The organism is Arenibacter sp. 6A1, from assembly GCF_012272855.1.
Taxonomy (GTDB): Bacteria; Bacteroidota; Bacteroidia; order Flavobacteriales; family Flavobacteriaceae; genus Arenibacter.
In genome coordinates, this window is the sequence record NZ_JAAXCQ010000008.1 from 217,136 (window position 1) to 235,709 (window position 18,574).

Consider the following 18,574-nt stretch of genomic DNA (forward strand, 5'->3'; position numbering starts at 1 on the left):
CTTACACTGTCTCGTTGTGTTCCATCAGTTTAAAGTAATGTCTCAATTGGGACATATATTTGTAGCGTAGGTTTTTGGCATTTCCGTCTACCATAAGAGTCCTAATACCCATATAAGACGATATAATAAAGCTTGCTATGGCCTCGCTATCGGCATGCCTACTGACAAAACCATCGGTCTTTCCTTTTTGCAGGACGGTGATAAGGCATACTTCCCATACTTTCAGAATATCGTTCAAGGCTCTCATAACCTCGGGATGCTTCCCGTTAAATTCATTGATGAAATTGCCGAGTTCAAAGCCATAATCAAGAAAATTGAGTTCGGCTGTTTCTAAAGATTTGTCCAAACAATCTGCAATGGTATGCAAGGGGTCTTCCTTTCCTTCTATAGGCGCTACAAGCTGACTGTACACTTTTCTGAACAACAACTGTTGTACGATGCTGATAAAATACTCTTCCTTGGAATTAAAATGATAATAAAAGCCGCCTTTGGACAGGGAGAGTTCTTTTAAGATATCGTCTATACTGGTATTGAAATAGCCATTCTGATAAAACATTTCTAAGCCCTTGGCTTGCATCCGATGCATGGTCGCCATGCGTTTTAGATTCCTTTCCATTTCGTTTTATTTTGGGGTGTAAAGACCAAGAAGTCTCTCTATAGTAACGCTATAATAATCGCATTTATCAGATTTATCGTTAAAAAGCTCATCTTTTTCGACGAACTACACAATTAGAAGGGTTTTATGCACAAAAAGTAAGGCTTCCCGACAAAATAGTCGGTTTTACAATCCGATGATCGGCTACTATAAGCTCACAAAAATAAGAAGAATAAGTGCTGTGGAGGATAAAATGTCTGTTAGTTGCCTTAGAAATAGCGCAAGAATAACTGCTTTACTTAAAAGCCTCCCTACACTAACAAAAGGCGAAACTTTTAATTTGCATAAACACAACCACTGCCCCATGCCCAAAAATTTCCGAAGAAAGCAAACTAAAGAAGGATCCCTAAAAAAATAAAGGAACTATAAACCAGGAACGAAGGCAGGTACACACCTAGATTTCCGTTCCTGGTTTTTAAATAAGAATAATATATTTCTTTATGCCACGGTACCTTGGCAGCTACTACCCGCACCAGCGGTACAGCCATAACAATGCTGTGAGATTACGATATCGCGGTCGTTTAGCACTTCCTCGTTGTAATCTTTTAGGTGTTTGATCTTACTGGCCACTTTAAGGCCCAGCATTTGGTTAAAATCGCAGTCGTACAGCCATCCGTCCCAACTTACCGAGATGGTATTGGTACACATTACGCTGGCCACGGCCGAGGGATTATACGCCTCTACCAAGGAGTACATATAGTCCTCATAGTTTCCGGAAGCAATTAAATAATCTAAAAAACGGGCAATAGGCAGGTTGGTAATGGCAAAGAGGTTATGGAAATCAATATCAAAATCTTGTTTAAGCGCCTTTTTAAAATCGGCTTCCAAGGCAGCCTGGTTCCCTGGCAAAAAAGCTCCGGAGGGATTATAGACCAGATCGAGCCTCAGATCGCTGTCGGGCATTCCGTAACCTACGGCATTCAATTCCTGCAGTGCCTTTATAGAACTGTCAAAAACTCCGTCGCCACGCTGCTTATCGGTTTTCCCACGGGTGTAGTGCGGCATGGAAGAGATGACGTGAATATTGTGTTTTTTAAAGAACTGTGGCAGGTCGTAATACTTCTTATTGGCCCTTATAATGGTCAGGTTAGAACGGACGATAAAATCTTTGATGCCGGCTTCGGCTGCCTGTTCTACAAACCACCTAAAGTCCGGATTCATCTCTGGTGCCCCACCGGTAAGGTCCAAGGTATGGGCGCCAGTATTGCGAATGACCTCCAAACAAAGCTCCATGGTATCGCGGGTCATGATCTCCTTACGGTCCGGACCGGCATCGACATGGCAGTGCTCACAAACCTGGTTGCACATATAGCCCACGTTAATTTGAAGGATTTCCAATTTCTTAGGCCGTAGCGGATACGCCCCTATCGCATCGATCTTATCCTTAAAAAAGGGAAGTTCACCCTCCTCAAAAAGGCCACCGTTAAGGATTTCCAATTGTTTATTGCTCTGAGCAAGGACATCGTGCCTTGCCTTTAGTGATTTTGTCGACATGCTAAAACTATTCAATTATTGTATGCCCCTTTTCGGGGAATGCCAAAAGGGATGTCCCTTTTGGCCGTGTTGCTGTTGCTGGTATTTCCCAGGCCCAAGATAGTAGTCCTTGGCTTGGGAAGGCGTCTTTACATAGACAGCTTATCGTACTTTTTCATCATTTGTACCCCATGTACCAAGGTAGCCCCGCTTTCAATGGCCGCTCCTACGTGTACAGATTCCATCATTTCTTCCTTGGTAATGCCTCTTTGCAAGCCGTCCTTGGTATAGGCATCTATGCAATAGGGACATTTTACCACATGCGCCACCGCCAGGGCGATCAACGATTTTTCGCGGGCACTAAGCGCCCCTTCTTCAAATACTTTTCCGTAATAGTCAAAAAATTTGCTCCCCAGTTCCTCGCTCCATTCAGAGATTTTACCGAATTTTCGTAAATCTGCCGGATCGTAATATGTGTCTGCCATGTTATAAATATGTATTAAATAGGTATATAATTAAAGGATGTTATCCCTGTTTTTGTTCCATAACCGTACCCCTTGTTCTTCTAAAAACAAGGAAATACAATAACTACATGCCCGTGCAATAGGCGGTAGTCCTTTGGTAATGCTATTGGATGTTTAGGTGGTTGTTCGCCTCAAAAAGTATTGGGCAACCTTCCTATAAGAAGGCCCTTCCCAGCCTGGGAGACCCCTTATTGTAGTATTGGTTAGAAAAGATAGTATTCTTCCCCTGAGGCCTGTGAAATATGGCCTTCCCCGTGCTGTGCAATAAGGAAATTAGCAGCTGTACAATTCTACCTCCGCTACAAGAGGCTTCCCTGATAAGGCGTTTTAGATCGTCCCAGCGATCTAGGTCCAATAAAGGGCGGAGCCTTACAACAGAAGTTTGTGTCTTGGCAATAAGGGCCGTAATTTGGGTGGCCACCGATTTGGTCTGCCATGGCAAGGCCAAAAAGCTATGGGCATTAAAACAAGATTTCTGTAGGCCCATCAGGTAAAATCCACCGTCTTTGGAGGGTCCAAGTATAAAATGGCCTTCGTCTAGCTGCTTGGCCGCCTGTACAATATCCGAGGCCCTCAGCAAGGGCGCATCGTTCCCAATAGTGATCAGTTGGGTAAAGCCCATGTTAAAAACGGAGGCAATGGCATGTACAAAACGTTCCCCAAAACTAGCCCCTCTCTGCTCCTTTTCCGTAAAATGAAAATAGGGCAGCTTGGTTTTTTTTACCGTTTTCAGGGTATGTTGGCTCAAAGCCTCAAAAATAACGGCACCATGCTGTAGGGGTTTATGCTTCATTTCCTCTTGGGAAGAATGGGCAAAAACCAAAATGGCGGTACTATGTAAGGCAGTTCGGGGCATTATCACTTCTTCTTTAGTAAAAATACGATAAATAAGGCTAGTAGTTTGGTCGGCCAATAAAGTTTTTCCTTACAACTGTCTTTTGGGCGTTCCCCCCTGCGGCGGTCGGGCACTCCGCTATATCCCTCGCTCCGCTACGGGGATGCCGCTGCGATCCCTAACGCGAAATTCAGTGAACAATGAACAATTAGAAGAGAGAAGAGAAAAAAGAAAAGAGAGAAGAGAGGACCGAGCGGAGAATGCAACGATTTGCATTTGGAGTAAGGGGCCTAATCAATGTACAATAAGCAGTAAACAATTAGCAATGAAAAAAGTAATCAGTAAACGGTAAACAGCAGTCAGTACCCTCCCCCGTTAAACCGCGGGACTACCGGACGATATGATTTTTGCTACAATAAAAAGTACTGCTTCTCTCAAATGGTTAAAATCAAAAGAATCCGGCCTATTTTAATTTTCGTAAGGACCGAACGAAAAATGCAACGATTTGCATTTACAGCGAGGGGCCAGCCGGCGCGTTGGCTTTCACAGCGGGTGGCGGAAGCCGTCCAAAGAGCATTTCACCCTTGTGAAAGCGGTCTGGGCGGTGCGGCCGTGGAAAGTGCGTAGATTTTTAGAAAATGAAAATCAGCCTAGCGTTTTTTCGTCCTTTTTTGGGCGATGCAAAAAAGGACAAGAACTAAGATATTCAAGAAAGAAGAATGATCCTTAAAAAAGAAAAAAATCGAAATAAAACATCAACTAGATTTGTATAAGGACAATAGAAATATAGTTATATAATATCTACGACCCCGGATACATAAGCTTACCAGCCTGCTCCTGATAGGAAAATCATCGATTATTCGTGGCTCCATAAACCCATAAGCTTTATAAACGCGGTCCTTGTAATGCTCCAAAATCGTCCTTTTTTTCTGCAAGGTAAATAGTAAGTTTTTCCGAGTATGCCTTCTTATTTTTTCGAGTACTATGATAGTTTTAAGCATCAAAATAATCCAATAACCCTTCGGGAAAAACAAGAGCCAATAGAAAGGCAGCATTAAGCTGGGGTAACTGTCTAGTTTTCCAACACAAAAAAAAACAGAAATATTGACATTGATCCTTAAGTTCTTGTACGTCAAAAAACATATCAAATAAGAGCTTAAGTTTAATTATTACGGGTATCTTTGTTTCCCATTTTTAAGATATAATAAAATGGATATGATCTTTTTTTATATTTATTGAAGGCCTTGGTTTACCTTTTACTACTTATCCCCAGGATAAAAAATCTAGTATAAAAGCAGGAGTAAACTTTAGTGGGTTACATAGTTTAGAAGCAAAAGAAAAAAATAAGAGTAATTTTTGGAGTTACATATAAATTGGGTAAACGATACCATTTCTATTCAGCCTGAATTAGTATTTTCTTCACAAGGGGCTGCAAAATCATAAACAACGGAAAAACTATAAATTTAAATTATCATAACATTCCTATTCTAGCACTGTATAAATTATTTTTTTTTAAAAGGAGAGCTATTAAAACAGGTCCCCAATTTGGTGTCTTATTAAGTGATAAAAACGGTGATACCGATTTTATAGATTCAAATAATTTAAATAAATGATCATTAACTAATGATTCCAATAACAAAACCCTTTCTCCCTCCAAAGGAAGAATATGAAAAAATGATTTCCATTATTTGGGAATCACATTGGCTTACCAATTCTGGTCCTTTAGTAGAAAAATTAGAAAAAGAATTATTAAAAGAATTAGCAGTTTCTAATTTATTGTTTGTTGTGAATGGCACTATGGCCTTACAATTAGCAATAAAAGCACTTTGCCTTGAAGGTGAAATCATTACAACTCCCTTCTCTTTTGTAGCAACAACAAGCAGTATTGTTTGGGAAAATAATAGACCCGTTTTTGTTGATATTGATTCTGATACGCTAAATATCGATGCTTCAAAAATAGAAGCAGCCATTACACCAAAAACAGTTGCTATTGTTGCAACACATGTTTTTGGAAACCCTTGTGATGTTGTTGAAATTGAAAAAATTGCCAAAAAACACAAGCTTAAAGTTATTTATGATGGAGCACATGCTTTTGGAGTAAAAATCGAAGGTAAGTCAATTTTTGAATTTGGAGATATTTCTATTTGTAGTACACACGCAACCAAAATATACCACACTACAGAAGGGGGTTTTATTGTTACCAAAGACAAAAAACTATTAAAGGAATTAAGACTGATGATTAACTTTGGTTTTAAGAGTGCTGTTTCTTTTGCTAATTTGGGAATTAACGCAAAAAATTCTGAGTTCCACGCGGCTATGGGTTTGGTTAACCTTAAATATATTGAAGAAAATTGGGAAAACAGAAAAAAGATTAGTCTTCTTTATGACAGTATTTTAAGTGGCTCTATAAAAAAGCAGTCGTGGGCAGATAATGCTACTATCTCGTACGCTTATTACCCGGTTATTTTTAATTCTGAAATGGAATTAGAAGTTTGTATTGAATCACTTTTAAAAGAAAATATAATCCCCAGAAGATATTTTTATCCACTACTTTCAGAGTCTTTACCTTATGTGGCGTATGTAAAGCTTCCTATTGCCGAAGACGTTTCTAGAAGAGTTCTTTGTCTTCCCTTGTACAATGAGTTAGCTCTTGAAGTAGTAGAAAGAATAGGGCGAGTAATTTGCAACTCTATTAAAGACAGTGCAGTTATCAGCTATAAAGAGTGAGTGTACTACAAAACTTATTAAAAAAGGGACTTATCTGGTCCTTTGTAGATAATGTACTTTTAAAGGGGATTACCTTTATTGTAACAATTTTCCTTGCGCGTATTTTAACACCAAATGACTTTGGCCTTTTGGGTATAATTACAATTTTTATAAGTTTAGGAAATGCTATTATTGAGGGAGGAATGGGGAATTCTATTATTAGAGATAATAAAACCACCTCCTCAGATTACAATGCCGTTTTTTATGGTAATTTAATTATAAGTCTTTTACTTTATCCTATTTTATTTTTTACAGCTCCGATTTTATCTGAATATTTTAATAATGATCTTATAGTTCCTTTAATTAGGGTTTATGGGCTAAGTTTTATTATTTCTGCTTTTTTTTACATACAGTATAGTATTTTTCTGAAGGAGATGTCTTTTAAAAAAATAACGGCGTTAAACGGGCCTGCCGTAATAACTGGTGCTATTGTTGGGTTAGTAAGTGCGTATGTAGGCAAAGGAGTATGGAGTTTGGTTTACATGCAGTTATCAACCTTGGTTTTTAAAGTGTTTTTTTATTGGATGTTTTCTAGTTGGACACCACAAGTAGGTTTTTCTTTTAAAGTACTGAAAAAGCATTTAAATTTTGGTTACAAACTAATGATTTCTTCCATAATGGACGCTGCCATGCGCGAAGCTTATTCGTTTATTATCGGAAAACATTTTTCCATAAAAACTTTGGGTCATTTTAACCATTCAAAAAGTTTTAGAAATTACCCAGTTAATTTATTGAGTACTGTTGTTTCTAGTGTAACATTTCCATTGCTCTCAAAAATTCAGGACGATAAAGAAAAAGTAGGTAGGCTTTACGCCAAAATTTTAAGGAGTATGTTTTTTATTATTACCCCATTTATGGTTGCATTAATAGTTGTAGCCAAACCTTTGTTTCTCTTATTGTTTACCGCAAAATGGCTACCGGCAGTTCCGTATTTTCAGTTATTGGCAATAGCAGGAACCCTAATTCCAATACATATTTGTAACCTAAATATTTTTAAGATTTTTAACCGAACAGATTTGTTTTTAAAACTAGAGGTAATTAAAGTACTACTTGTTTGTGTTTCATTAGCTATAGGGTATTTTTGGGGGATTTTTGGATTGTTATATGCCAATATAGGCAGTTCTATTTTAGGGTTATTTGTGAATACCTACTACGGAAAAAAGTTGATAAATTACAGTACGTTAGATCAGTTGTTGGATATGTTTCCAATAGTCATATTTGCCAGTGTATCTTATTTTTTAGGTACTTATGCACTTTTACAATCAGACAGTCTACACATCATTTTTCAAATAACTGTTGGAGTTGTTTTTACGATGGTTTGCTATTTAACCTTAGCCTTTTTGTTTAAAAGTAAATCTTTAAATGAGGTTAAAGGTTTAGGTAAACTAATTTTAAAGCGTAATTAAGAATGAAAATTGGAATAATGCAAGCTTATTTTTTTCCCTATATAGGATACTTTCAGTTGATAGATGCATCAGATGAATTTATTTTATATGAGCATGTAGCGTTTCGAAAAAAATCATGGATTACAAAAAATAGAATTTTAGATAAAGGACGTAAACTACCTATTGAGATTAAAATTCCAGTAATTAAAAAATGTTCTTATAAAACTATAAGCGAAATTGAAATAAATGGTACTTACTGGAAAAGACCGTTGTTAAAGTCGATTTATTTTAACTATAAAAAAGCAGCGTATTTTAAAGAGGTTTATCCGCTAATTGAGAAGTGTATACAGACAGATACAAGCTCGTTACATGATTACAACAGTGCTATTATCAAAGAAATTTGTAATTATTTAGATCTTAAAACCAAAATAAAATCAAAAAATGAAACATTTTTAAAGCTCGAAGCTAGTTTGTTAAATGATGAAATTATAAAACAAGAAGTTAAGTCTTTAAGAATTATTGAAATATGTAGGCAACAAAAAGCACATACGTATATTAATGCTGCTGGTGGAATCGAGCTTTACGATAAAGCCTATTTTAAGAAGAATAACCTCTCGCTTTTTTTTATCAACACAAAAGAATATTCATACAATCAGTTTAATATGGAATTTGCACCACACCTCTCCATTATTGATGTGTTAATGCATAATGGAAAAGATGGTACAAAGAAGTTGATTAAAAACTACAGCTTAATATAGTGATGACTTTAGAAAAATCAGTTCAAGAATTTATCAAAAGCAAAAAGGATTATTATCAACAATGGATTTTTGACGAACCTATTGTGATCAGTGCAGCTCATAATGCCGATATTAGTAAACTTCAAAAAATAATGTATAAACTTATAAAGGAGTTTGTAATAGGTTATAAGAACTATAAACATTTAATGCCAGTATGTGCAGGAGTTGAAAAAGTATTGAATGTTTTTAATCAAAAAGAATATAAAATAGGGACGTATAGAACGGATTTTGTTTACGATACCAACAATCAAGTAAAGCTAATAGAAATCACCTGTCGTTTTGCTTTAAATGGGGTGTTTTTATCTGGATTAATGGATGCTGTGGCAAGAGAAACTAAACCTATAAGTTTGCAGAATGTAAAAATAAAAGATCAATATTCACCTATTTATAAACATCTAAAAGAATATTTAAATGAAGTAACATCTATTTGTATATTAAAAGGTGAAGATGTACGAAATGAATCAAAATTATATACAGATATTCTAAAAAGAACAGGGCTAGTAGTTAACGAAGTTTTGTATACAGAAATAGATCAAAATTTTGATAAATTAGAAAAGGCATGGGTTGTAAGTGAACTTTCCTTTGATGAAATTTTATCTTTTTCTAAAGACACCTTAGAGAAATTAATCTCAGCTAATCTTATAAATGATTTTAGAACGGTGTTTTTAATACACGATAAAAGATTTTTTTCTGTATTAGGTAAAAAGGAATTACAAAATAAGGTTTTAACCCAAGAAGAAATATCATTTTTTGAGAAGTATTATATTCCAACTTATACTGCAAATGAAGCCGAAGATATCTGGAAAAACGCCAAAGAAAATAAAAACGAATGGATTATAAAGCACAGAGCTTTAGGTAAAAGTCAACAGATTTATGCAGGATTAGTAACTCCTTTAGAAGAATGGGCTGCCATTTTTGGAAGTACCGATTTAAAAGATTTTATTTTGCAAAAATGGATTCCTCAAAAAACAATCAAAGGAACAATTAACGGCGAAGTATTTCATGATTTTGTAACCGGGACAGCCTTGTTTTTTGATGACCATTATTTTGGATTTGGAGATTTTAGAACTTCATCTCACCCGGTTACTAATAAAGTAGATCATAGAAAGGCAACCGGTTTAATTCTAGATGAAGAGATAGAAAATAATGGTGAAATTGCAAATTATATACCATAGAAACTATGCACGCAAAAAAAATATCAGCAGCAGAAATGGAAATGTTGCCTACGGAAAATCAGATTTTAGAATATGAGAAGAAAGGTTGGTATGTGGGTAATTTTATACTGCCTGAAGAAATTATAGACAAGGCTGAAAAAGGTGCAAAAGATTTTTACAATGGTTTAAAAGATTATCATCTTTCTGAATTTACAGGGATTGCAGATGATGTTTTTGATGATACAGCGGTGATTAGAAATAATGAATTTGTAACGCTCCAAAAAAAGGAATTGCAGGCCTTAGGTTTTCATCAGCTTATAACGGCAACTGCTGCAAAACTAGCTCGCACAGATGAAATTCGATTGTTTGCAGATTCTTTGATTAACAAATTGCCTACAAATGCAAAAAAAGAAGGAGTTGTTGGGTGGCATTCAGATAAAGCCTATTGGCCAACTTGTACTTCACAAAACATGGTGACAGCTTGGATTCCTCTGCAAGACGTTACTATAGATATGGGGCCCCTTTTATATATTGACCAAAGTAATCTATGGAAAGATGAAAAAGAATTAAAATCTTTTTTCTCATTTAACAACCAAGACCTTAGCTCCTTTGAAAATTATTTGTCAAAAAGTAAATCTAACCATATTAAATCGGCTATGGTTTTAAAGAAAGGGCAAGTAAGTTTTCATAATTGTAATACCATTCACGCCAGTTATCCGAATGTAAGTAATAAGAACCGTATGGCTTTAGCGATGCATTTTCAAGATAAATCTAATCAATACCAAAAGGCATATAACGATAATGGAGATCTTATTGTTATTGGCTACGATCAAATTTGCGAAAAAGATTCAGACGGAAACCCTGATTATTCCGATAAAAAAATATTTCCTAAAATTATTAAATTTTAATATGGATTTTAAGACTTTTAAAACAGCATATGAAAAAAGTCCTGTTCTAGAATATGTAAACAAACGCGCAGGAAAAGTGCCTTTGGCTACAATTAAGTTAATAACATACAATCATGCCAAGTATATAGCAACCTGTCTAGATTCCTTATTAAAACAGAAAACGAATTTTGATTTTGAAATATTAATTGCCGAGGATGAATCATCTGATGGCACTAGAGAAATTTGTAAAGAATATGCTGACAAGTATCCAGATAAAATTAGGCTTTTATTAAATTCCAGAGCAAACAATATTGCTATAAACGGAAAGCCTTCTGGAACCTTTAATAGTGTTTTTGCAAATTTTTCAGCCAAGGGAAAGTACCTAACAACTATTGAGGGAGATGACTATCTGATGGATGAAAACTCACTCCAAAAAAGAGTCGAATTTTTGGAGAACAATGAACGATTTGTAGCTTGTTTTCATAATACAAAAGTTATAGAACAAGAAACATCAAAAGAACAACATGTTTTTAACTTCAAGAGTGATAGAACATTTGAGGCAGACGATTTGTTGAAGGTTTCCATACATACCGCATCACTCTTGTATAGAAATAACCTTATCAAGTTGTTTGATGAGGATATGAAAAATATTGTATGTGGAGATTTTATTTTAAGAGGAAAGTTAGCCGAATTCGGTGCTGCAAAGTTTTTATACGATGTTAAGCCAGCAGTGTATAGAAGGCATGACCAAGGTATTTTTAGTCCTATTCCTTTAGAAGCGCAAACCAAGCTAGCCATTGATGGGTTGCAATATTTAATAAACTATTATAAAACGAAAAAATCCAATTTAGATATTAAAAAAAATGCTTCGTATTTATACTTGTCTTACTTTGTTTCTCACCTTATGAAAGATAAAAAGATAAAATTAAACTATCTAAAAAAAAGTTTGTTGTATGGAAAGGAAGTGAATTATTCACCTTACCAAATAATTAAAGAATTTTTATTTTTCAAATTATATCGATTGTAGTATTATGACCAATACTTTAATACAAAATATCAATTATTTAGATTATAAAGATTCAAATTTAAGTTATTTTGATTTAGCAGTCCGAATAAAAAAAGACCTTGATTCTGTAGGTTACATTGTTATTCAGAATTTTAATGTGGATACAGATAATGTTGAAGAAGCGAATCAAAAATTTCTCGAATTATCTGAATTAATTGGAACACCTATTTCTCATGATGGCAATAATAAAATCATTTGGGATATTAAATCAGCATCTAAATCTAAAAGTTTTATAAAGACTTATTCGGAACACAGTCATGAAGCAGAACTTCATACGGATAGTCAATATAGTTTTTACCCCGAAGATTATTTTGGTTTGTTGACCTTAAAAAAAGCGGAATGTGGTGGTGGAGTATCGTCTCTTTTAAGTTTAAAAAATATATTAAAAACGCTTACTGAATTAGAGAATGCTAAGTCATTAATAGAAATTCTTTCTTCAACAGATTATCCTTTTATAGTTCCTAATGTGTTTAAAAAACGTAAAGAAGATAAGGTTGAATTCAACTATGGACCAATATTAAGAGAAAATGAAATTCGTTTTAGAGTAGATACCTTTGAAAAAGCTTTAATGCACAAGGAAGCCATTTGTTCTACAGCACAAATTGAAGCCTATCAAATTTTAAAAGAAGTAATTCTTAACAATAGTTTTACTCAATATTTTTATTTAGAACCTAAAGATTTAATTTTTATAAATAATAAAACAATGTTGCATGGAAGAAGCGAGTTTTCCGATGAAAAAAGACATCTAATAAGGATCAGGATGAATAAAAATAGTGAATAAATGCACAATCCGGTGAGAACGAACACCCATCCCCTAGAGAGCGGATAGTCATTCCGAAATAAAACGGACTTCCGTTCCAGGGTGGTTATACCGCAGCATATCTCTCCCCTTTAAAATAGAAAGTAGTTGGCACAAAACGAACCGAAATATCCGTTCCCTAGCGGTCATTATCCAACAAAAAAAGGCTGTCGTTCCCGACAGCCTTTTTAATAGTTATCTGCCCATAGGGCATTGAGGTTTCTTCTTATAGATCGAAACCAAGGTCCTTACGGAAGTACATTTCATCGAAATGTACTTTCTCTATATTTTTATAAGAGGTTTTTAAAGCCTCTTTAAAGTCGGCACCATAGGCGGTAACGGCCATGACCCTACCTCCATTGGTTACTACTTTTCCGTCTTTTAGTTGAGTCCCTGCATGGAAAACCACGGCGTCGTCAACAGTATCAAAACCGGTGATTACCTTGCCGTTTACATAGGCTCCTGGGTAACCGCCAGACACCATCATAACGGTGGTAGCGGTACGCTCGTCTATTTCTAGGTTAATGCTGTCCAAGGTCTGGTTGCCCACGGCCTGAAAAACTTCTACTAAATCGTTTTTGATCCTTGGAATTACCACTTCGGTCTCCGGATCGCCCATACGAACGTTGTATTCTATCACTTTAGGGTCGTCACCAACTTTTATAAGTCCGATAAAGACAAATCCCTTATACGGCATATTGTCCTTTTTAAAGCCTTCTACGGTAGGTTTTACGATACGCTCGTGTACCTTGTCCATAAATGCCTTATCGGCAAAAGGAACTGGAGAAATAGCGCCCATACCTCCTGTATTCAGTCCGGTATCGCCTTCCCCTATTCGTTTGTAATCCTTGGCAGTTGGCAATACTTTATAGCCTTCACCATCGGTCAGTACAAAACAACTAAGCTCAATACCGTCCAAGAACTCCTCTATCACCACAGTAGTACTGGCGTTGCCAAATTTGGCATCGACCAACATGGTTTTCAATTCGTCCTTTGCCTCTTGTAGGTCCTGAAGGATCAGCACCCCTTTTCCAGCGGCCAAACCATCGGCTTTTAGTACGTATGGCGGTTGTAAACTTTCTAAAAAGGCATATCCTTTTTCCAATGTCTCGGCAGTAAAGCTTTCATAGGCAGCGGTAGGAATGTTATGACGCATCATAAACTCCTTGGCAAACTGCTTGGAGCCTTCCAAGGTTGCAGCTAATTTTTGAGGTCCAATAACCGGAATATCCTTTAAGGCTTCATCGTTTAGGAAAAAATCGTGTACCCCGTTCACCAACGGATCTTCTGGGCCTACGACCACCATATTGATGCCTTCGGACAGTACCGCTTTTTTAATAGCCTCAAAATCGTTTACCCCTATCGGTAGGTTGGTAGCAATTGCTGCCGTTCCTGCATTACCGGGAGCTACAAAAAGATTGGATAGTTTTGTACTTTGTTTCAGTTTCCATGCTATGGTATGTTCGCGCCCACCAGCACCAAGAATAAGGATGTTCATGCTTCAAAAATTTGTTCAAAAATACGGTTTGCAATGGAAATATCCATTATAAGCTAGAGAAATCCCTGTGTTCTTTTTTCTGTAGTTCCTCCGGAGAAAGGGATTTAAAATACTCATATACCTTTTTAAGCCCTTCGGCACGCGATACTTTGGGCTCCCAGCCCAAGATTTCCTTGGCCAGGCTAATATCGGGTTCCCGCTGTAAAGGATCGTCTTGCGGCAACTCTTTATAGATAATTTTCTGATCTGTGCCAGTGAGTTTAATGATCTCCTCGGCAAATTCCTTGATGGTAGTTTCGTGCGGATTCCCAATATTGATAGGTTCGGTATAATCGCTCATTAACAAGCGGTAAATCCCTTCTACCTGGTCGTCTATATAACAAAAGGAGCGCGTTTGCGAGCCATCGCCAAAAACGGTCAGGTCTTCTCCCCGTAGTGCCTGTCCCATAAAGGCAGGTACCACTCTCCCATCGTTTAAACGCATTCTAGAGCCGTAGGTATTAAAAATACGAACGATACGGGTATCTACCCCATGAAAGCGGTGATAGGCCATGGTAATCGATTCCATAAAGCGCTTGGCCTCGTCATAGACCCCACGTGGCCCAATGGGACTCACATTCCCGTTATAGGTTTCTTTTTGCGGATGTACCAGCGGATCGCCATATACCTCCGAAGTAGAAGCTACCAATATCCGCGCCTTTTTCTCTTTGGCTACTCCCAATAAGTTAAGGGTTCCCAGAGATCCTACCTTTAGGGTCTCTATCGGAATTTTTAAATAGTCGATAGGACTGGCGGGAGAGGCAAAATGCAAAATATAGTCCAGCTTGCCAGGAATGTGTACAAACTTGGTCACATCGTGGTGCTGGAACTCAAAATTCTTAAGGGGAAATAGGTGTTCTATGTTTTTTAGATCGCCGGTGATCAGGTTATCCATGGCAATCACATAAAACCCTTCTTTTATAAACCGATCGCACAAATGCGATCCTAAAAATCCGGCTGCCCCGGTGATGAGTACTTTTTTCAAATGTATATGTTTTAGCTATTCTCCTCCTTAGGGCCACCAATTTTCGGGTAAGGGTCCTAAAAAGGTCTATCTCCTGTTTATTTTTCAAGTCTTAAAGATACAAAATAGGACGGTATACACGAGGCTAGCTTCTTAATATGCCTTCTCTTCTCCAGAGACCGCATTGATCACCGTTTGAAGGATAATCTTAAGATCTAGGAAAATAGACCAGTTTTCGATATAAAAAATATCAAATTTGGTACGGTTAAATATATCCGTATCGGTTTCTATCTCTCCCCTATAGCCTTTTACCTGTGCCAGGCCTGTAATTCCAGGTTTTACAAAATGGCGCACCATATACTTGTCTACCCTATGGGCATATTCGTTGGTATGCTTTACCATATGAGGCCTTGGCCCTACGACAGACATATTGCCAAAGAGCACATTGTAAAATTGTGGCAGCTCGTCTATACTCGTTTTACGCATAAAACGGCCAACCTTGGTAATCCGCATATCGTTCTTGCTCGCCATTTGGTTATCGGCATCGGCATTGGGAGCCATGGAGCGGAATTTATAGCAGTAGAACTCCTTATTGTCTATCCCGTTTCGCTTCTGTCTAAAATAAATAGGACCCTTAGATTCCCAACGGATAAACATAGCCACTATTGGGGCCAACCATGAAAGTAGGAACACAATCACAAAAAGAGAGAACAGTATATCGAAAACCCTTTTTAAAGCCGAATTTAGCGGCTGATGCAAAGGAATATCGCGAAGGGACAAAATAGGAATATAATCGTAGTACTCAAAGGTGAGTTTTTTGGTAAATATATTCTTGTTGTCCGGAATAAACTTCAAGGTTTTTAGGTTGTTATCGGCAAAGTTGATAAAAAGGTTCAACTGGCTGTTCTTTAACTCTGCCACCGAACAGTATATCTCGTCTATATTGTTGTCTAAGATATACTCAAAACACTTTCTAATATCAAAATCTTTGTCATCTGCACAGAATTGCTGCATAAAATGGTAGCCAAACTCCCTGCGTTGGTGGAAAACCTCAATCAATTGATCCGTTTTCTTGTTCTTACCAATGACCACCACATTGCGCATATTCCCCTTTACTTCCTTACGATACTGCATCAGCAGCACATAGTTGAGGAGTTTTAGCAGAAAAACACTGCCAAAAACACAGAGAAAATATTCTGCTAGACCCAAACGGCTCATATTGGGCTGTTTAAAGAAGCCTATAAAGGCATAGAGCACCAAAAAGAAAAATACAAATTGAGTCAACAATAACTTTACGATATAGGTTACCTTGGTATAGCGGTGCACCTCGTAAAAGCTGTTTTTAAAAGAAATGATAAACCAAGCCAGGGTTATATAGCCATGGAAAAGAAATGGGTATTGAAAATTAATGGGCAACACCAAGGCAAACAGGTTGATGACCAACAAGTCTATCCCATACGAAATGGGCGTTATAAAGCCGGAATAGCGGTGTTTTTTGGAAAACATGAATACCGTTTGGTTAGGTTTTTAGAGACTTCAAAGATAAATTTAAAAAACAAATCCACCTCGTGTATTCCTAAGAACTTAAATTTAGTGTAATAAGATCGCTTTTAAGCTTTTGAAAAAGCTTCTTTTACCACCAATCCAATAAACTTACTATTTCCCACTAAATAACGTTTCCACATACGTTTTGGTTCTTGTGCAAACCTATAAAACCACTCTAGACCTGCCTTTTGCATCCATAGGGGTGCTCGTTGCACTTTCCCTGCCACTACATCAAAACTTCCGCCTACTCCCATAACAAAATTTACCTTTTGCAACAAAGCTTTGTTTTCATATAGAAAATTTTCCTTGGTAGGAGAACTAATAGCTACAAATAAAATATTGGCACCACTTGCGGCAATTTCTTGGGCTATAGATTGTTCTTCTTCTTTTTTAAAATACCCATTTCTATAACCAGCGATGATATTTGGCGAATATTGATCGGTATAGGTATCTACTACTTTTCTCACCACTTCTTCTTGAGCTCCAAAGAAAAATATTTTATAGTTTTTATCATGAGCCATTTGCACTAGGTTAACCATCAGGTCTATCCCCGCTACGCGTTCTTTTAAGGGCTTCCCTAACACTTTTGATGCCCACACTACTGCTTGTCCGTCTGCATTGATTAAATCGCTCTCATTGACGCTTTGGCGCAACTGCAGATCTTTTTGCATAGCCACAATCTTTCCTGCATTGACAACAACGTGATGCAATTGTTTCCCCTCAGCTATAGTATTGTCCACGATCTGTAGGGTTTCATTCATAGTAAGGTTATGAATGGAAGTATTAAGGATGTTGATTTTGTTCATTTAAATGTAATTCTAATAAATAATAACTAAATGCGTAAAACATCCAAGACTGTGCCCAACGAATATATGGAATTTTAGATGTTACCCATTTCTTTTTTTGGTAGTAAAAATATCCTTTGGAAGATTGCATATTGTCAGTTGTCCAAAACAATACCCGGTCTACCAATTCCTTATTTTCATTTAACACACCCAATTTGCTTAAAGTTACGATTAGCTGTGCTGGAGCATGAATATCGATTGGATAGGTTTTATTATTATAATACTTTGAAATTCCATCTTCGGTAAAAAAGGTATTCACATAGAATTCTAATCCTTTATCAATATATTTTTGAAAAGATAAATCTCCTGATATTTCTTGGTATCTATAAATACATTCTAGATTATAACCTGTATGAAAATTGTCTATCCATTGGTGAAAAGGCAAGGTGCCGTAGGACCAAGCGCCCTCTTTGGTTTGCCTCTTACAGACATAAGAAACTACTTTTTTAGCGGTTGCCAATAAATTAGAATCATTAGTATAAGGATATACTATAGCCAACAATTTAGCTCCTAATAGTCCTGCATTGTAGACCTGTGTACTATCTAGGGGTGAATAGGAAAAAGTAAAATCTTTGTCTTCGTCCAAGGATTTATTAAGATCTTTTAAAATAAAGTTTGTACAACTTATAGCTGTTTGCAATAACTCATCTCTTTTTGTAATCTCGTAAGCATCAATAAGTGCTTCACCTATAAATGAAGTAGCTACTACCGTTGGAGTATGCTTAGGTTGAAAAAAAGCTCTAGCTTGCCAATCAAAATTATATCCCCAGCAGGCACCTGAATAGCCACTAGTCTTTAATTCAAGAATTTTGGTCGATAAAAAATTTATTTTTTCTAAATATTCTACTCTTGGTTCTATTTTATACAGGTTACAATATCCCGTTAAAAACAATCCCAAACCTTTTGGATTATAATCCTTTTTTACTCCAAACAAAGGCCTAAGATTTATTGGATTTCTTTTAAAAAGTTGTATCCAAGCCAATCTAAAAAACCTGGACTTTCCTAAAGCTGTTTTTTGAATGACCCAACTGTTCAATCCGTCATAGGGATCCCAGCCTTTAAATTCTTCCGCTTCGCAAAAATCTTTTAGGTGCTTAAAACTTATATTTTTATCCAATTATTTATTTTTAAAGTTATATATTAACATTACCTCTCATCGTCGAATTAAAATACCGACAATCAAGAAAGCATGTTCCTAATTAGACATTATAATTAATTTAATCATTCATTGTTATAACAAATGTACTTCCTTTCTTGACTCCTTTGAAAATACTTTCTTAGATAGGTTTAATCTTACTTTCCTTTTTCTAATAAGAACAGAAGTAAATCGGTAGAATAAGAA

16 protein-coding genes are annotated in these 18,574 nt (G+C 36.5%); 7 read left to right on the plus strand and 9 right to left on the minus strand.

Annotated features, from left to right (window positions below):
• Position 1: 1 nt before the first annotated feature.
• From HCG49_RS09670 to HCG49_RS09685, 4 genes are all read right to left on the minus strand, one after another.
• Positions 2-616, minus strand: a complete 615-nt coding sequence (locus tag HCG49_RS09670) for a TetR/AcrR family transcriptional regulator (RefSeq protein WP_168469324.1) — start codon at positions 614-616, stop codon at positions 2-4.
• Between the two features lie 477 nt (positions 617-1,093).
• Positions 1,094-2,149: an arsenosugar biosynthesis radical SAM (seleno)protein ArsS gene (arsS, locus tag HCG49_RS09675; RefSeq protein ID WP_168469325.1), complete on the minus strand. Its 1,056-nt coding sequence runs from the start codon at positions 2,147-2,149 to the stop codon at positions 1,094-1,096.
• A gap of 128 nt (positions 2,150-2,277) precedes the next feature.
• Entirely contained in the window at positions 2,278-2,613 is a 336-nt protein-coding gene (locus HCG49_RS09680) for an arsenosugar biosynthesis-associated peroxidase-like protein (protein ID WP_072762650.1), read from the minus strand.
• 193 nt (positions 2,614-2,806) lie between these two features.
• On the minus strand, positions 2,807-3,508 hold the full coding sequence (locus HCG49_RS09685) for a DUF2064 domain-containing protein (RefSeq protein ID WP_168469326.1): 702 nt from the start codon (positions 3,506-3,508) through the stop codon (positions 2,807-2,809).
• A gap of 1,602 nt (positions 3,509-5,110) precedes the next feature.
• Between HCG49_RS09685 and HCG49_RS09690 the strand changes: the two genes are divergently transcribed.
• The 7 genes from HCG49_RS09690 to HCG49_RS09720 are packed head-to-tail and all read left to right on the plus strand — an operon-like array spanning position 5,111 to position 12,323.
• Complete coding sequence (locus HCG49_RS09690; protein ID WP_168469327.1) at positions 5,111-6,214, plus strand: DegT/DnrJ/EryC1/StrS family aminotransferase; 1,104 nt, start codon at positions 5,111-5,113, stop codon at positions 6,212-6,214.
• Positions 6,211-7,659: a lipopolysaccharide biosynthesis protein gene (locus tag HCG49_RS09695; RefSeq protein ID WP_168469328.1), complete on the plus strand. Its 1,449-nt coding sequence runs from the start codon at positions 6,211-6,213 to the stop codon at positions 7,657-7,659. The genes HCG49_RS09690 and HCG49_RS09695 overlap by 4 nt, the downstream gene beginning before the upstream one ends.
• Before the next feature lie 2 nt (positions 7,660-7,661).
• A complete protein-coding gene (locus HCG49_RS09700; protein WP_168469329.1) occupies positions 7,662-8,396 on the plus strand; it encodes a WbqC family protein in 735 nt (244 codons plus the stop codon).
• Complete coding sequence (locus HCG49_RS09705; RefSeq protein ID WP_168469330.1) at positions 8,396-9,610, plus strand: hypothetical protein; 1,215 nt, start codon at positions 8,396-8,398, stop codon at positions 9,608-9,610. The genes HCG49_RS09700 and HCG49_RS09705 overlap by 1 nt, the downstream gene beginning before the upstream one ends.
• A gap of 5 nt (positions 9,611-9,615) precedes the next feature.
• Positions 9,616-10,497: a phytanoyl-CoA dioxygenase family protein gene (locus HCG49_RS09710; RefSeq protein ID WP_168469331.1), complete on the plus strand. Its 882-nt coding sequence runs from the start codon at positions 9,616-9,618 to the stop codon at positions 10,495-10,497.
• A 1-nt stretch (position 10,498) separates the two neighbouring features.
• On the plus strand, positions 10,499-11,503 hold the full coding sequence (locus HCG49_RS09715; RefSeq protein ID WP_168469332.1) for a glycosyltransferase family 2 protein: 1,005 nt from the start codon (positions 10,499-10,501) through the stop codon (positions 11,501-11,503).
• A 4-nt stretch (positions 11,504-11,507) separates the two neighbouring features.
• A complete protein-coding gene (locus HCG49_RS09720) occupies positions 11,508-12,323 on the plus strand; it encodes a TauD/TfdA family dioxygenase (RefSeq protein WP_168469333.1) in 816 nt (271 codons plus the stop codon).
• A gap of 244 nt (positions 12,324-12,567) precedes the next feature.
• On the opposite strand, the gene purD is transcribed toward HCG49_RS09720, so the two are convergent.
• From purD to HCG49_RS09745, 5 genes are all read right to left on the minus strand, one after another.
• Positions 12,568-13,839: a phosphoribosylamine--glycine ligase gene (gene purD / locus HCG49_RS09725; protein WP_168469334.1), complete on the minus strand. Its 1,272-nt coding sequence runs from the start codon at positions 13,837-13,839 to the stop codon at positions 12,568-12,570.
• A 46-nt stretch (positions 13,840-13,885) separates the two neighbouring features.
• Positions 13,886-14,863, minus strand: a complete 978-nt coding sequence (locus tag HCG49_RS09730) for a UDP-glucuronic acid decarboxylase family protein (RefSeq protein ID WP_168469335.1) — start codon at positions 14,861-14,863, stop codon at positions 13,886-13,888.
• 132 nt (positions 14,864-14,995) lie between these two features.
• Positions 14,996-16,348 carry an exopolysaccharide biosynthesis polyprenyl glycosylphosphotransferase gene (locus tag HCG49_RS09735; protein ID WP_168469336.1) on the minus strand — a complete coding sequence of 451 codons (1,353 nt, stop codon included), beginning with the start codon at positions 16,346-16,348 and terminating at the stop codon, positions 14,996-14,998.
• A 104-nt stretch (positions 16,349-16,452) separates the two neighbouring features.
• Positions 16,453-17,193: a WecB/TagA/CpsF family glycosyltransferase gene (locus HCG49_RS09740; protein WP_168469337.1), complete on the minus strand. Its 741-nt coding sequence runs from the start codon at positions 17,191-17,193 to the stop codon at positions 16,453-16,455.
• Positions 17,171-18,166: a delta-aminolevulinic acid dehydratase gene (locus HCG49_RS09745; protein ID WP_240938669.1), complete on the minus strand. Its 996-nt coding sequence runs from the start codon at positions 18,164-18,166 to the stop codon at positions 17,171-17,173. Before HCG49_RS09745 ends, HCG49_RS09740 begins: the two co-directional genes overlap by 23 nt.
• Between the last annotated feature and the right edge of the window lie 408 nt (positions 18,167-18,574).

Bases quoted from the DNA above. Each gene is read 5' to 3' on its own strand.
- HCG49_RS09670 (WP_168469324.1), bottom strand. From the start codon at position 616: ATGGAAAGGAATCTAAAACGCATGGCGACCATGCATCGGATGCAAGCC.
- arsS (WP_168469325.1), bottom strand. From the start codon at position 2,149: ATGTCGACAAAATCACTAAAGGCAAGGCACGATGTCCTTGCTCAGAGC.
- HCG49_RS09680 (WP_072762650.1), bottom strand. From the start codon at position 2,613: ATGGCAGACACATATTACGATCCGGCAGATTTACGAAAATTCGGTAAA.
- HCG49_RS09685 (WP_168469326.1), bottom strand. From the start codon at position 3,508: ATGCCCCGAACTGCCTTACATAGTACCGCCATTTTGGTTTTTGCCCAT.
- HCG49_RS09690 (WP_168469327.1), top strand. From the start codon at position 5,111: ATGATTCCAATAACAAAACCCTTTCTCCCTCCAAAGGAAGAATATGAA.
- HCG49_RS09700 (WP_168469329.1), top strand. From the start codon at position 7,662: ATGAAAATTGGAATAATGCAAGCTTATTTTTTTCCCTATATAGGATAC.
- HCG49_RS09710 (WP_168469331.1), top strand. From the start codon at position 9,616: ATGCACGCAAAAAAAATATCAGCAGCAGAAATGGAAATGTTGCCTACG.
- HCG49_RS09715 (WP_168469332.1), top strand. From the start codon at position 10,499: ATGGATTTTAAGACTTTTAAAACAGCATATGAAAAAAGTCCTGTTCTA.
- HCG49_RS09720 (WP_168469333.1), top strand. From the start codon at position 11,508: ATGACCAATACTTTAATACAAAATATCAATTATTTAGATTATAAAGAT.
- purD (WP_168469334.1), bottom strand. From the start codon at position 13,839: ATGAACATCCTTATTCTTGGTGCTGGTGGGCGCGAACATACCATAGCA.
- HCG49_RS09735 (WP_168469336.1), bottom strand. From the start codon at position 16,348: ATGTTTTCCAAAAAACACCGCTATTCCGGCTTTATAACGCCCATTTCG.
- HCG49_RS09740 (WP_168469337.1), bottom strand. From the start codon at position 17,193: ATGAACAAAATCAACATCCTTAATACTTCCATTCATAACCTTACTATG.